We start from the raw sequence: 13052 nt of genomic DNA, 5'->3' as shown, positions 1-13052 counted from the left end.
TCCGCTGTTTATTCCACTATCTTGACCGGAATCTTGCCCGGAACATGCACGTTATTGAGATCCCACTTCCAGTTATCGACCGTGGTGGGCACCGGGATCATCTCGATGCAGTCGGTCGGGCAGGGATCGACACAGAGATCGCAACCGGTGCACTCGTTGGCAATCACGGTATGCATCGCCTTGGTGGCGCCGACGATGGCATCCACCGGGCAGGCCTGAATGCACTTGGTACAGCCGATGCACTGATCTTCGTGGATAAAGGCGACCTTCTTGACTGGCACGGCGGCCTCGTCACTGCCACCCAGTGGCTGGGGCTCGACCCCCATCAGATCGGCAATCTTGCGCATGGTGGCCTCGCCACCGGGCACGCACTTGTTGATCTGATCGCCGTTGGCGAGCGCCTCGGCGTAGGGTTTGCAGCCGGGATAGCCGCACTGGCCACACTGGGTCTGGGGCAGCAGGGCATCGAGCTGATCGACGATGGGGTCTGCTTCCACATGAAACTTGACGGCGGCAAAGCCCAGGATAATCCCGAACGCCAGCGCCAGCAGGGTGAGCACCAGAATGGCAAAGAGAATATGGATCATGGTTATATCTTGATAAGGCCGGTAAAGCCCATAAAGGCCAGCGACATCAGACCGGCGGTGATCATGGCAATCGATACCCCGCGAAACGGCGCGGGCACATCGGCGGCGACCAGACGCTCGCGCATGGCGGCAAACAGGATCAACACCAGCGAGAAGCCGGTGGCGGCGCCAAAGCCGTAGATCACGCTCTGGATAAAGTCGTGTCGCTCATTGATGCTCAGCAGCGCCACCCCGAGCACCGCGCAGTTGGTGGTGATGAGGGGCAGGAAGATCCCCAGCAGGCGATAGAGGGTCGGGCTGCTCTTGCGCACCACCATCTCGGTAAACTGCACCACCACGGCGATCACCAGAATAAAGGCGAGGGTACGCAGATAGGCGATATCCAGCGGCAGCAGGATATAGTGCTCCACCAGATAGGAGCTGGCACTGGCGAGGGTCATCACGAAGGTGGTCGCCAGCCCCATGCCGATGGCGGTTTCCAGCTTGCCGGAGACCCCCATAAAGGGGCAGAGGCCGAGGAATTTCACCAGCACGAAGTTGTTAACCAGCACGGTGCCGATCAATAAAAGCAGGTACTCAGTCATCAATTACCGTCACTGAAAGTCGGGTTATCGGGGGTTGAAGGCGGGCGGTATTATCTGACGTTAGGGCCAGTTAAACAACCGCAAGGCCGCATGGTTATTATGCAACTGGATAATTTAGCCGGGGTTTTGGGCAAGATTGAGGCAGTTTGGCAAGCTGTTCGCATGAGCACCATGACTAGAGGGTACTCAGAGGGTTTCGAACTCAGGCCAGTCAAGAAAAGAAGTTGTTCCTCTGATCCGTTCTGGCAGCCAGCCCAATGTCTGAAAATCGGCATTTTTGAGTCCGCACTCCCAAATCCTGAACACTCGCCAGCCAGCTTCATGCAGCTGTTTTTCAACCAGTTCATCACGCTCGGTATTGGCCGCAAATTTCTGCAGCCAGAACTCGGTATTGCTTTTGGGGGTTGCAGCAAAGCGGCAGCCCGGATGGCGATGCCAAAAACAGCCATGAACGAAAATGCAGAGCCGGTAGCGGGGAAGAACGATATCAGGTTTGCCGGGAAGCTCTTTGACATGCACTCGAAAACGAAATCCCAATCCATGAAGATATCTGCGCAGTGTCAGCTCAGGGCGTGTGTTTTTGCTTTTTATGCCAGCCATCATGGCTGAACGGGTTGCTGTATCGACAACATCCATGCTTTTGCTTCCTGCTTGGCAAGCTTCCTGGTATCTTTATGGCCTGATCAAAAACACAGTAATTACCAATGAGCATTTTTTCATCATCCATCCCCGTAGTCGATTTGTTTGCCGGTCCTGGTGGTTTGGGTGAGGGGTTTTCATCTCTCAACGATGGCAAGGCATTCGAGATTAGGGTTTCCGCGGAGAAGGACCCAATAGCACGTGAAACCTTGAGACTTCGCTCCTTTTATCGTCTGCTCAAGAATCATCGGCGAGATTGCCTCCAAGATTACTACCAGTATTGCAATGGTGACGCTGACCAACCTTACACGGAAAAGACTAATGACCTCTGGGAGAAGGCTGGTTTGGAAGCCATGTGTCTGGAGATCGGCAGTGAATCTGGCAATCAACGACTTGATCAGGCAATAACCAAGGCGCTTGAAAACAGAAACGAATCCCAGCCATGGGTGTTGATTGGTGGGCCTCCCTGCCAAGCATACTCCCTTGCAGGGCGTTCCAGAAACAAGGGCAAATCCGATTACAAACCGGAAGAAGACCATCGACATTTTTTATACAAAGAGTATCTGCGGATTATTCAAAGAAACAGGCCAGATATATTTGTCATGGAGAATGTCAAAGGTATCCTATCTTCAAAAATAAATGGGGATTTTATTTTCCATCAGATACTTCGAGATCTGGCAAACCCCAATGCTGCATTGGATGTTTCTGATGATGATTTGCGTTACCAGATTGTGTCACTGGTTAGCGACGAGGTATTCAGAGATGGCGATGACCCCAAAGCAATTGATGCAAGAAAGTTCATAATTAAATCAGAGGAGTATGGCATCCCACAAGCTCGTCACCGAGTGATTTTGCTAGGTATTCGGGATGATCGCATATTGACTGAATTGCCGAAATTGTCACAAGAAGAACCCATCACGGTAAAACAAGTAATAGGTGATCTACCTGTCTTGAGAAGCAAGTTGAGCAAGCAGGAAGACTCTTATGAAAATTGGGTTTCTTCTGTTAATGATCAATTGATGGAGCTTGCCCTGAATGCTCCACTGGGGGCTGAACATATAAAGCCTCTTGCCAATAAATTGTCCGCAGTGGCTGAAACTCTTGAGGCAAGCCATCCTGGTTCATTGCGTCTTGAAAAAGATGAAAAGTCCGTTTTTATTGGTAATTACAAGTTAGAGAAATGGTATTCGGATCCCAAGCTTAAGGTATGGTTGAATCATGAAACCAGAGGGCATCGTATTGATGATTTGGCCCGTTATGGTTTTGCGGCATGTTTTGCTGAAGAATATGGTCGTTCACCAAAAGGCCATACAGATTTTTGTCTGCCAGGATTGGCTCCGGATCATAAAAATTGGGAGTCTGGCAATTTTTCTGACAGATTCAGAGTGCAGCTGGCTGATGCACCATCAACAACAATCACCAGTCATATTTCTAAGGATGGGCATTACTTTATTCACTACGATCCAAGGCAATGTCGCAGTCTGACAGTGAGAGAAGCCGCCCGCTTGCAGACATTTCCTGACAACTATTTCTTCCAAGGGGGGAGGACACAGCAGTATCATCAAGTTGGTAATGCAGTGCCGCCGTTGCTAGCAAATAAAATAGCGAAACTGGTTTTAAATATTATATTATCAAAACACAACCATCATAAATAAACTATGTAGTGTGGTCAGTAGAATAAAAAGGCGAAGCAAGTTATAAGGTGCCTACTTGCTTCGCCTTTAAAATGAAATTATTTTTCCGAATTCTCTAAATTAAATTTAACCCGTGAGGCATATTTTCTAAGGATACAATCAGCCTCAGAGGCTGATATCGCCTCAAATAAAATACCGCCAGCGTCCCTATTCATTTCTTTCATGAATTCACGAAAAATAACTTCAGAGGAAGTTAGCCAAGGAATAGCATCCATTGCACGCACTATTGCCTGAGCAAGGTGTTTTCGCGATGCAATATTTGGTCGCTCTACAATAGCCTGACGAATATCGGCAGTTTTGAGTATTAGTTGAAGTGCACTTTCTGGGGATTCTGGATTTGCGATTGTTGCGACATGCATATTCCACCATAATCTAGATATTGCATTATCATCACGAACACCGGTACGTCCTCTGGCAAAAAAATGCTTTTTTACGGTGTTATCCAAGGCTTCGTCATTAACATTTTTTATCCATCTAGCTCTGCTATATTGCAAGCATTCAACATGAGTCAGTCTAACCCATAAACGTTCTTCTCTTGCTAATGCCGGGGTCATACCTTGTAAGGACTTGTAAACAATCAGGGAGTTTCTGATGTCAGCTTCAGCGGTACTTTTAGTGCCATTGAGTTCATTTAGTGCATCTAGATCAACATTTACTGTATTGCTTTTTATTTCCCATCCATTCTCCTTGGCAAGGTCTGAAAAGTCCCCGCTAATGTACCTTTCTCGATTAGATGAGATATCATTACCAAGTGAGTCTAAAACACTTTGTGATAAATATTTAAGAGGCACATAAGACATTTTTTATTCCTCTGCAATTTTTCCAAGATGAGATATTGGATGTTCCAAAAGACATTGTGCTGCTTCAAGAATTGAATGGTTTGATTCTATGTCGATACCCTTTGCATGACACTTGGCAAGAAATGGCTGGTACCAGCGCTGAAATTCATATTCCTTGCTGTCATTACGGAGTATGTCTAGAACCTCCATTACCGCAGGAAGATATATCGAACTCATCAATATATCTTTCGAGTGTGACTGTAATCTCAGCTCACTAAGAGTCTGAAATGTTTTTTCTGAGACAAGTAAACCAATACAGGATCCAGATATGTCTACCTGTAACTCTCCATCGGGAATCCTTTCTGACTTAACAAGCTCGAAAATACTCTCAATAGGTGTCAGCTTCGCTTGCCCGACGCTTATCATTAACTCATTACCAATTGCAATAATATCGCTCTTCTTGAGAGATATAGGAGGGGAGAACTCAGAATTGATCGTACCAGGATCCCAATTATCCAAGTCTTTTTTCAACCAAACGATTGGGCGAAAAGTAACCTGATTAAGTAATTGATCTGGAGGGAAATCTGTTATCCCGGTTGACCAAGTCATTTTTTTGAGATCGCTGAAGAAGGTATCAGCACATTTTATTATGCATCCAACCGATGCTTGATTACTCTCAACTAGAGCTCGAATTGCTGGTTCAGTTAGAGTGATTGCATGCTCCAAAGTCACTGTACCTGCAGACCGATCTTCTTTGACTTGTATTTGTATGCTAAATTCCCCAGCGACAAAGTCACCGCTATCAAGCCCGAGCACTGGGTGTGGAAATCTAGTATTTTCAGTTATCCTCATTTTGTTTCTCCCATGCTGGAGATTTTTCTGGCGTAAATTTCAATGGGGCCATCATAAGGTTCATCAAACTCGACATAAATGGAGTTTCTTGTCCCCTCTTTTACATCAAGTAAAAGTTTTTTATTATTGATAGATGCACCGTTTGCGTTTACTGGATGTAAGCTCTCAGGGGTATTGACACCTGTTGCTTGTAATATCAACTCAATTTTCCCCGTGACAGGAGAACTAAAGTATAACGTTCTTGACTTAGCTATGCCTTTATCATCAGGGGCTATACGGTTCCTTACATCCAATAGATTTAATGCGGTATGCATATCCGATCTATCAGTATCTTCAGCTCCTTTAGATATTGGTTGAGAGCTGCTTCCTCCATTGGATGTTGTGCTATTACGTGCTTTGTGCCTGCCATTCTGCCCGTCATCTTTAACATTATGGCGATAAGTACTATTTTTTCTGGTATTAACATGAGCTGCTGAATATGTGTATTTTTCAGGATCGTTCTCACTGTTGGGATCTGGTTCTGTATCTGATGTTCCCTTGTAAGAAAATAACTCTCCCAACTCATCTAGTGTTAATGAGTCCTGAACTGGTATGGTTGTGTATGATTTAATTATGTTTCGTAATTTTTCACCCAATTTACGCATTGCTTTTTCCGTAGTACGTCGCCCTTCAGGGTCAGATATACGTTCTGCAGAAAAAGCATTGTGCGCAGGATTCTCCAGCTTTTTAAGAACCTTGCTTGCGGAATCATCATTGGGTTCTACCAACGCGATGAAATCTGCGCCATTGAACCTTGCAAGAACATGGCCAAAATTCCTGAGGTTATCGGTAATAAGCATGCCATTTCGAACAAATCCAACCCGTCGCGGCATGCCAACTTCCATTAGTATCCGGACTTTCATTTTTCCCAAGTTAGGGATATCAATGATTTCTTCTGTAGCAGTTTCCGCAACTAGACATTTGTATAGTTGACGTGCAAATTCCAACTCGGAAGAGTGCCCAGATCTATCAGCTGTTTCTTCAATAGCATCATTCGATAATAATTCCTCAAGGGTATTGCTGTTTATTTTTATTTTTCCAGAATCTACCTCGAATTCCATGTCTTCATTTTGAATAGCTACAAAAAAATTGGAAACAAGCGAGAATGCCATCCGTTCAGCCCAGTCTTCCGACTCGCGAAATCCGACACAAAATATAGAAGTTCCAACATCTGAACGTTGCATCCATGCTGGAACTTGAGAGGCGTTGGTAATGGCTCGGAAGTTATCAGAGAATCCCCAGTACCCTATAGCACGCCTATGAACGTTGTTCCCGTCAGTATGAGATACTAGCTTTACCTTACCTTGTGCTGCAAAATGATGCTCATTATCTTCTCCAACATAAAGTGTCGAATACATAACTGTTTGCAGGTCTGAAACTGCAAAATTTGCATTTTTCCCTATTCCGTAAGACCCTCCTGAGGTTTCGCTGTCTTTTTTGCTTACTCCTGATGACTTCAGCAATGAGTGAAATGCCGTTCCACTTTTCTCTGGAGGTCCTATAAGTCCCTTCGTATTGAAGTCGGATATTCTCAAAATTGGTAATGTATCTCTGGACATTACGGCACACGCATTTTTGAAAAACTCCTTTTCTTTCTCTGCATGAGCTTGGCTGCTGCAGCAGTTCAAGGTTCTCGCAAGTGATGCATGAAAAGGGATATTTGCAATATCTTCCTGTTTCAAATCGAACGTCATTCGGACTGGCTTGCCATCAAGGCCAGCATCGCGTGAGTTTTGACCAGCCTCTCTGGCACAGCTTGCATATGGATCATCGCGGAAGGTTTCGATACCTGCGTCGGAAAGTCCTTCTTCTTCACCGGCTTCATTTTTCAGGAATTCAAGTTCTGGAACGGTCATTTATGGGATACCCCCTAGGATTGTGAGGTGCAAGCGACTTGCTTCTTGAAGTCACTACCCGATGCATTTTCTGTATCGTTTAAGTGAGTTGTGGCTTCGTCTCGTCTCGCGACTTTTGTTACTTTCTTCACTTGGTCATTGGCGAATCTGTAATTGCTACGGTTGGATGGGGAGCCAACTAGCTGTTCAACGTTGTTCATGTGATTTTCACACGGCCAGAAAAGTTGTATGGATTTTCCATGATTTACATACATTTCTCAGAAACTCTAAGATGGATCGCAAATATATAAGAAGGTACTTTGAAATAGTTATAAAATCCTTAAATGGTATCCAGTGGTTTTTGTAAAGGCAAGATGAATTATCTCGTATTCCTATATACGTCGAAATTTTTCAACGAAGGAAATTTGGTAACTCTTTATTAAAATAACTGGATCTAGATACCATTTTTTGCCCGTCGCCTGCCGTATCGGTATGCTGTCATCTCAAGTGTTGTTGCAATTGACCGCCTTGTCGGCGTCACCAGGAGGTAACCATGATCAGCCATATCGACCATCTGGTATTGACGGTCAGCGATATCGAACGGGCCGTGGCCTTTTACAGTTCGGTGCTCAATATGGAGGCCATTACCTTCGGTGCGGGGCGCCGGGCGGTGGGATTTGGCAACCAGAAGATCAACTTGCAACTGTTGGGGCAGGAGCCTCGTAACCGAGCGCAGGTGGGGTCGGGGGATGTCTGCCTTATCACCCGCTGGCCGCTGGAGCAGGTGATGGCCCAGCTTACCTGCCACGGGGTGGAGATTGTCGAGGGGCCGGTGACCAAAAGCGGTGCCTGTGGGCCGATAGAATCAGTTTACTTCCTCGACCCGGATCAGAACCTGATAGAAGTGAGCATCTATCCCTGACAGGGTTGGCGCGGCGCCTGACGGTGCAACACCTATCAGAATCATTCTACTTCCTCGACCCGGATCAGAATCTGATAGAAGTGAGCATCTATCCCTGAGCCCACCAAGCCATCACTCCCATCGCCATCAGCAACAGAAAGGGGCCGTCAATTGACGGCCCCTTTCTCGTATCGCTATCGCGCCAAGTGTCCGCGCAGCTTCGCCGATTCGCCACACACGCCCTAGAAAGGCGCGCTGCTCTCGTCGCTCTCCTGTAAAAACCGCTCCACTTCTGCCTGATAGGCCGCATCAGGTTGACCGCTGCTGGCTGGGGTTACGGCGGCAGACCGGGCCATGGGAGGGGCGGTGAGGGTCTCCATCACCCGCTGCTGCAGATAGGGGTAGAAGGGGTTGGAGGAGGTGCGGGTGAGGGCGCCGGGGTTGACGATCAGCACGCCGCGCTCGCCACGCAGGGCCAGACCACCGAGATTGATGCCGTATTGCTCCCGCTGCTGCGGGCGCGCCGCCATGCCATAGAGGGGGTCGTCCATCGGGAAGGGGAGCGCCACATGGGAGAGGGAGTAGATCTCCTTGGGATAATCGATACCCAGCGGGCGGAGCTGCTCAGGCTGATCGGCGGTGGCCAGCGTTCTGGCCTGGGTTGCGGGGGAGGCGGGGTCCATATTGCCCACCACGGTGAGGCGATAGTGCCCGGGGGCGTTTGGCAGCAAGCGGTGCAGCGCCAGCTCGGAGGCCGAGCTCATCAGCGGGCCAAACAGGGTGCTGCGGTTGATATCAAACAGCACCAGTTCGCTGCCGTTGGCCGGCAGGTAGTGGTAGAGATCGGCAATGATGGAGCGGGTGCTGACGGTGTAGTCCATCACCGACTGGAAGGTGAGGGCGGGGGGAAACGCCGCCAGCTCGCCACTGGCGGCCAGCTGGCGCACTTGCTGCTGGATGGCGTGGGTCAGGCGATAGGACTGGCGCGCCCCGTTGACCGGAAACGAGTTGTACTTGAACGGGTTGAACTCCGGCATGGTGTCGAGCCAGGCGGCGTTGGCAAAGGCGGGCAGCAGGGCAGGCACGGCCTTGAGCCCGGCGAAGCGGGCAAAGCGGGTCACCCCGATCATCGGGGAGATCAGCACCAGCCGATCCGGTTTTGCCAGTGTGCCGCTTGGGTCGGCCAGCGCATCGAGCGCATATTTCACCGCCAGCGCGCCGCCGTTGGAAAAGCCCACCAGATGCAGCGGCCGCTTGCCCGGTGCCAGCAATCTGGCCTCCCGCACCGCCAGTCGGGTGGCGGCCAGCCAGGTCTCCCAATCCACATCCACGAGGCCAGCGGGCACGGTGCCGTGGCCGGGGATCCGCAGCCCCAGCGCGATAAAGCCCTGCTGCTGATAGCGTCTGGCCAGATGGCGCAGGCTGTAGGGGGAGTCGGTCAGGCCGTGCAGCAGCACCGCCACCCCTTTGACTTCCCCCTCGGGGCGCAGCAGGTAGGAGCGGTTCCAGTTCTGCTGAAAGCGGGCGGGATTGATGGGGGCGTCCTGATAGTAGCGATTGCTGGCCAGTTGCTGCTCCGGCGGTGTCTTGGCGACCACCTCGGTGGCCACCAGCTCGAACAGCTCTGCTTCGCGGGTCAGATAGGCTTGCCAGTCGCTGCTGTCGAGCTCATCGGCACTGAGTTCGGGGGGCACCACTGTGTGCCACAGCTGCAGCGGCGCAGCCTGCCAGGCGAAGTAGGCGATCACCGCCCACGCGGTCAGCAACAGCAGCAACAGGGTTAGCAGAGCACGGCGAACAAGGCGGCGAGTGTGAGCCTGCATGGTGCAATCCTTGGCGATAGGGGTGGGGCCGCCTCTGGGCGGGCAAGTTTGGCGCAGCATCCAAGGTGCTGCCAATCGGCTTAAAGCCTAATGGAAACAAGGTGATATGTATAGTTGATGGCGTTCGGCCGCGCTGGCTGTGGGCGCCTGACCCCGCCGCTTACATCAGGCTGGTTGTTCAAAGGCTGCATCGCGGGCCATCCGGCGGCGTGAACTTGTCCGCGGATGCCCGCTTGGGCGCTGCTATCTTGCAACTATCTGCCCCTGAAAGGGGGCAATTATGCTACTGTAGCGGCGTTTTTTGATGGATAAGCTGGCATTGGCCTTTTTTGAAGATGGAATGGTATGCAGAACTTTGACGTAGTGAATTGGCTGATGCAGCAGACAGCCTCTCCGGCGCAGCCGGAACAGGCGATGGCACAACCGGGCGCGGCCCAGACCCTGTGGCAGGTGACTCATGCTGGCTAACGAATCCATGCGCCTGAACAAATACATCAGCGAGAGCGGTATCTGCTCGCGCCGCGAGGCCGACCGCTTTATCGAGCAGGGCCACGTCTTTATCAACGGCAAGCGGGCCGGGATCGGTGATCAGGTGCAGGTTGGCGATCTGGTCAAGGTGAACGGTCAGGTGATCGAGCCGCGCGAGGCGGACAGTCTGGTGCTGATCGCCCTCAACAAGCCGGTGGGCATCGTCAGTACCACAGAGGCGGGCGAGAAGGACAACATCGTCGATTTCGTCAACCACAGCACCCGGGTCTTCCCCATCGGGCGGCTCGATAAGGATTCGCAGGGGCTGATTTTTCTCACCAACCACGGCGATCTGGTCAACAAGATCCTGCGGGCGGGCAACGATCACGAGAAAGAGTATCTGGTGACCGTCGACAAGCCGGTGACCGACGAGTTTGTGCGCGGCATGGCGGCCGGGGTGCCGATCCTCGGTACTGTGACCAAGAAGTGCAAGGTGAAGAAAGAGGCGCCGTTCGTCTTTCGCATCACGCTAGTGCAGGGGCTTAACCGCCAGATCCGCCGCATGTGCGAGCACTTCGGTTTTGAAGTGACCAAGCTGGAGCGCATCCGCATTATGAACGTCAGCCTCAAGGGGCTGCCGGTGGGCGAGTGGCGCGATCTCACCGACGACGAGCTGATCGATCTGTTCAAGCTGATTGAGGACTCCTCCTCCGAGGTGAAACCGGCCAAAGGCGACAAGCCCAAGGCTGCCAAGGCCCCTGCGGCGCAAAGCGCCAAACCGGGGCAGGGCAAGAAGCCGCGCCGCGATGACGATCACGAGATTGGTGGTCGCCCCAATGTGCCGGGCCCGGAAGCCTTCGAGAAGAAGCTGCCGGTGGGCAAGGGCGGTGCGGGTAAAGGTGCTGCCAACAAGGGCGGCGCTGGCAAAGGGGCTCCCAAGGGTGGCAAACCGGCCGCTGGCAAGCCGCGCACCGCTAACACCGGACGGCAAAAGAAGGGGCGCTAAGTTGCTCCCCTGAGTGGCGTCAGCCTACCTTGTCATCCCTAACACGGTTATCCCCAACACACCGGCCTCAGGCCGGTGTGTTGCTTTGGGCCGCAGTGCTGGCCGGGAGGGGCGCTGAAAAGGCCGGCTCGCTGGCGGTCGGTAACCCCATGACGCGAGGGTAGTGGCGCGGGTCGAGACGCAGCACCAGCTGGCTCATCAGCAGCAATCCCCCCAGCTGCCACTGCCAAGCGGCGGCAAAGTCACCGAACAGGTGATAGAGGCGCGCCGCCACCCAGGGGCCGGTGGCCGCCAGCATAAAACCGAATCCCTGCATCAGGGCGCTCAGAGTGCCCGCGCGGCGCGGGTCGGGCAGGTGATCGAGCGCAATCACCATGATCAGCGAAAAGCTGCCGCCAAGACCGGCACCGCACAGCATGCACCAGAGAATCGGGGCACTGGCTGGCGCCAGCCAGAGACCGCCGAATCCCGCCAGCTGCATGGCGATGGCAAGGCCCATCCACGGCCGCCGATCCATCTTGCGCGCCGCCAGCAGCGGCAAGCCGAGACCGCTGGCGGTCTGCGCCAGCGCCAGCCAGGCGACCAGCTCGCCCGCCTGCGCGGCGCTCCACCCTTGCGCCATATAGGCGGGGGCCAACCATGCGACAACTATGCCGTAGCCACTGTTGATGATGCCAAAGCAGACGATCAGCAACCAGCTGCGGGGCAAGGTGATCAGCCGCCGCTCGCCGTGGGGAATGGCGACCGCCGTGGCCCGTGGCAGATGCACTTTCCACCCTAGCCAGACGAGGGCCAGCAGCACCGGCAGGCTCCAGAGCGCCAGTGCCCGCGACCAGTCGAGGCTCGCCGCCAGCCGTGGCGTGAGACTGGCCCCCAGCGCCCCGCCCCCCATCATGCAGGCAGAGAAGATCCCCATCACCAGCGGCACCTTGTGGGCGAAGGCCTGCTTGATAAGGGCGGGCAGCACCCCCTGCACCAGTGCCGACCCCAATCCACACAGCGCAGCGCTGGCGATCAGCAAGGCACCGCTTTGGGCATCGAAGCGCATAGCGCTGCCAACGCCGAGCAGCAACAGGGCGGCCCCCAGCAGTTGGCGCGCACTGGTGCGTCTACGCAGGCTGGGGGTGAGCAGCACGCCAATCCCGATCAGCCAGAGCGGCAGCAGGGTGAGCCAGGCGAGGGTATCCATCCCCAGCGACAGGGTGCGGCCAATCTCGCCGCTCAGCGGGCCGATGGCGGTGAGAAAGGGGCGCAGGTTAAGGCCAATCAGGATCACCAGCACCAGCAGGGCGGTCTGGCCTGCGGGTTGATCCGTATTTCGTTGATTCATTGGGTGCAGTTTCCGGTTCTGGGAGAAACAGGGCGCATTCGGGACGCGGAGTCATCGGGGCTGAACATGGCTGATCACCGTCTAAAGGAGGCAAAAACGCCAGCCTAGCGGGCTCGAAAGTCATTTGGAAATTAAATGGTAGAATGGAGTTCAGTGGTTTTATAAATGGAGCGCCCCATGCTGGATCCCCTGTTACTGCGCAGTTTTGTCGCCATTATCGACACCGGCAGCTTTACCCGCGCCGGTGAACGGGTCCATCTGACCCAATCCACCATCAGCCAGCAGATCCGCCGCCTTGAGCAGCAGCTTGGCTGCCCGCTGCTCGATCGTGCTGGCCGTCAGGTGGTCGCAACGGCGGAGGGGGAAAAATTGCTGGGGCTGGCCCGCCGCATTCTGGCGCTGCTGGCACAGGCCGAAGAACAAGTGACGGAAGGGAGCGTGGCGCTTAGCCTCGGGGTGCCGGAGGATTTCGCCGCGGGCGCCATCACCCCTGTGCTGGCCGCCTTTGCCCGCGA

13 protein-coding genes are annotated in these 13052 nt (G+C 53.0%); 5 read left to right on the top strand and 8 right to left on the bottom strand.

Annotated features, from left to right (window positions below):
• Positions 1–8: 8 nt before the first annotated feature.
• The 3 genes from rsxB to BN1139_RS20880 form a co-directional block, all read right to left on the bottom strand.
• Positions 9–587, bottom strand: coding sequence for an electron transport complex subunit RsxB (rsxB, locus tag BN1139_RS05565; protein WP_005350799.1), 579 nt, complete (start codon positions 585–587; stop codon positions 9–11).
• Positions 588–589: 2 nt separating this feature from the next.
• On the bottom strand, positions 590–1171 hold the full coding sequence (gene rsxA, locus BN1139_RS05560; RefSeq protein ID WP_005337600.1) for an electron transport complex subunit RsxA: 582 nt from the start codon (positions 1169–1171) through the stop codon (positions 590–592).
• Between the two features lie 186 nt (positions 1172–1357).
• Positions 1358–1807 carry a very short patch repair endonuclease gene (locus BN1139_RS20880; protein ID WP_005350801.1) on the bottom strand — a complete coding sequence of 150 codons (450 nt, stop codon included), beginning with the start codon at positions 1805–1807 and terminating at the stop codon, positions 1358–1360.
• A gap of 68 nt (positions 1808–1875) precedes the next feature.
• Between BN1139_RS20880 and BN1139_RS20875 the strand changes: the two genes are divergently transcribed.
• Positions 1876–3465, top strand: coding sequence for a DNA cytosine methyltransferase (locus BN1139_RS20875; protein WP_005350803.1), 1590 nt, complete (start codon positions 1876–1878; stop codon positions 3463–3465).
• Positions 3466–3542: 77 nt separating this feature from the next.
• Here the strand turns inward: BN1139_RS20875 and BN1139_RS20870 are convergent, their stop codons facing one another.
• Genes BN1139_RS20870 through BN1139_RS20865 form a run of 3 tightly spaced genes read right to left on the bottom strand, consistent with a single transcriptional unit; the run spans position 3543 to position 7030 of the window.
• Positions 3543–4304 (bottom strand): DUF6339 family protein, encoded by a 762-nt coding sequence (locus tag BN1139_RS20870; protein ID WP_005350805.1) that lies wholly within the window; start codon positions 4302–4304, stop codon positions 3543–3545.
• Positions 4305–4307: 3 nt separating this feature from the next.
• Entirely contained in the window at positions 4308–5135 is an 828-nt protein-coding gene (locus BN1139_RS05540; RefSeq protein ID WP_005350807.1) for a hypothetical protein, read from the bottom strand.
• Positions 5132–7030 (bottom strand): hypothetical protein, encoded by a 1899-nt coding sequence (locus tag BN1139_RS20865; RefSeq protein WP_005350810.1) that lies wholly within the window; start codon positions 7028–7030, stop codon positions 5132–5134. Before BN1139_RS20865 ends, BN1139_RS05540 begins: the two co-directional genes overlap by 4 nt.
• Before the next feature lie 532 nt (positions 7031–7562).
• Between BN1139_RS20865 and BN1139_RS05530 the strand changes: the two genes are divergently transcribed.
• Complete coding sequence (locus tag BN1139_RS05530) at positions 7563–7931, top strand: VOC family protein (protein WP_005350814.1); 369 nt, start codon at positions 7563–7565, stop codon at positions 7929–7931.
• A gap of 221 nt (positions 7932–8152) precedes the next feature.
• On the opposite strand, the gene BN1139_RS05525 is transcribed toward BN1139_RS05530, so the two are convergent.
• On the bottom strand, positions 8153–9733 hold the full coding sequence (locus tag BN1139_RS05525) for an alpha/beta hydrolase (RefSeq protein ID WP_005350829.1): 1581 nt from the start codon (positions 9731–9733) through the stop codon (positions 8153–8155).
• Between the two features lie 345 nt (positions 9734–10078).
• On the opposite strand from BN1139_RS05525, the gene BN1139_RS21855 reads away from it, so the two are divergent.
• Together BN1139_RS21855 and rluF are read left to right on the top strand one after the other, a co-directional pair.
• Positions 10079–10201, top strand: coding sequence for a hypothetical protein (locus BN1139_RS21855; protein ID WP_005350832.1), 123 nt, complete (start codon positions 10079–10081; stop codon positions 10199–10201).
• Entirely contained in the window at positions 10191–11207 is a 1017-nt protein-coding gene (rluF, locus tag BN1139_RS05520) for a 23S rRNA pseudouridine(2604) synthase RluF (RefSeq protein WP_005350834.1), read from the top strand. The genes BN1139_RS21855 and rluF overlap by 11 nt, the downstream gene beginning before the upstream one ends.
• Before the next feature lie 67 nt (positions 11208–11274).
• Here the strand turns inward: rluF and BN1139_RS05515 are convergent, their stop codons facing one another.
• Positions 11275–12537: a cyanate transporter gene (locus tag BN1139_RS05515; protein WP_005350836.1), complete on the bottom strand. Its 1263-nt coding sequence runs from the start codon at positions 12535–12537 to the stop codon at positions 11275–11277.
• A 177-nt stretch (positions 12538–12714) separates the two neighbouring features.
• On the opposite strand from BN1139_RS05515, the gene BN1139_RS21760 reads away from it, so the two are divergent.
• On the top strand, positions 12715–13052 hold a 338-nt coding region (locus BN1139_RS21760; protein ID WP_041980259.1), incomplete at its 3' end, for a LysR family transcriptional regulator.

The organism is Aeromonas veronii bv. veronii, assembly GCF_000820225.1.
Lineage (GTDB): Bacteria > Pseudomonadota > Gammaproteobacteria > Enterobacterales > Aeromonadaceae > Aeromonas > Aeromonas veronii.
The sequence above is the reverse complement of the archived record's forward strand: the minus strand, read 5'-3'. Positions and strand labels throughout refer to the sequence as shown.

Excerpts from the sequence above, each read along its gene's own strand:
- rsxB (WP_005350799.1), bottom strand. The coding sequence starts at position 587 with ATGATCCATATTCTCTTTGCCATTCTGGTGCTCACCCTGCTGGCGCTG.
- rsxA (WP_005337600.1), bottom strand. The coding sequence starts at position 1,171 with ATGACTGAGTACCTGCTTTTATTGATCGGCACCGTGCTGGTTAACAAC.
- BN1139_RS20880 (WP_005350801.1), bottom strand. The coding sequence starts at position 1,807 with ATGGATGTTGTCGATACAGCAACCCGTTCAGCCATGATGGCTGGCATA.
- BN1139_RS20875 (WP_005350803.1), top strand. The coding sequence starts at position 1,876 with ATGAGCATTTTTTCATCATCCATCCCCGTAGTCGATTTGTTTGCCGGT.
- BN1139_RS20870 (WP_005350805.1), bottom strand. The coding sequence starts at position 4,304 with ATGTCTTATGTGCCTCTTAAATATTTATCACAAAGTGTTTTAGACTCA.
- BN1139_RS05540 (WP_005350807.1), bottom strand. The coding sequence starts at position 5,135 with ATGAGGATAACTGAAAATACTAGATTTCCACACCCAGTGCTCGGGCTT.
- BN1139_RS20865 (WP_005350810.1), bottom strand. The coding sequence starts at position 7,030 with ATGACCGTTCCAGAACTTGAATTCCTGAAAAATGAAGCCGGTGAAGAA.
- BN1139_RS05530 (WP_005350814.1), top strand. The coding sequence starts at position 7,563 with ATGATCAGCCATATCGACCATCTGGTATTGACGGTCAGCGATATCGAA.
- BN1139_RS05525 (WP_005350829.1), bottom strand. The coding sequence starts at position 9,733 with ATGCAGGCTCACACTCGCCGCCTTGTTCGCCGTGCTCTGCTAACCCTG.
- BN1139_RS21855 (WP_005350832.1), top strand. The coding sequence starts at position 10,079 with ATGCAGAACTTTGACGTAGTGAATTGGCTGATGCAGCAGACAGCCTCT.
- rluF (WP_005350834.1), top strand. The coding sequence starts at position 10,191 with ATGCTGGCTAACGAATCCATGCGCCTGAACAAATACATCAGCGAGAGC.
- BN1139_RS05515 (WP_005350836.1), bottom strand. The coding sequence starts at position 12,537 with ATGAATCAACGAAATACGGATCAACCCGCAGGCCAGACCGCCCTGCTG.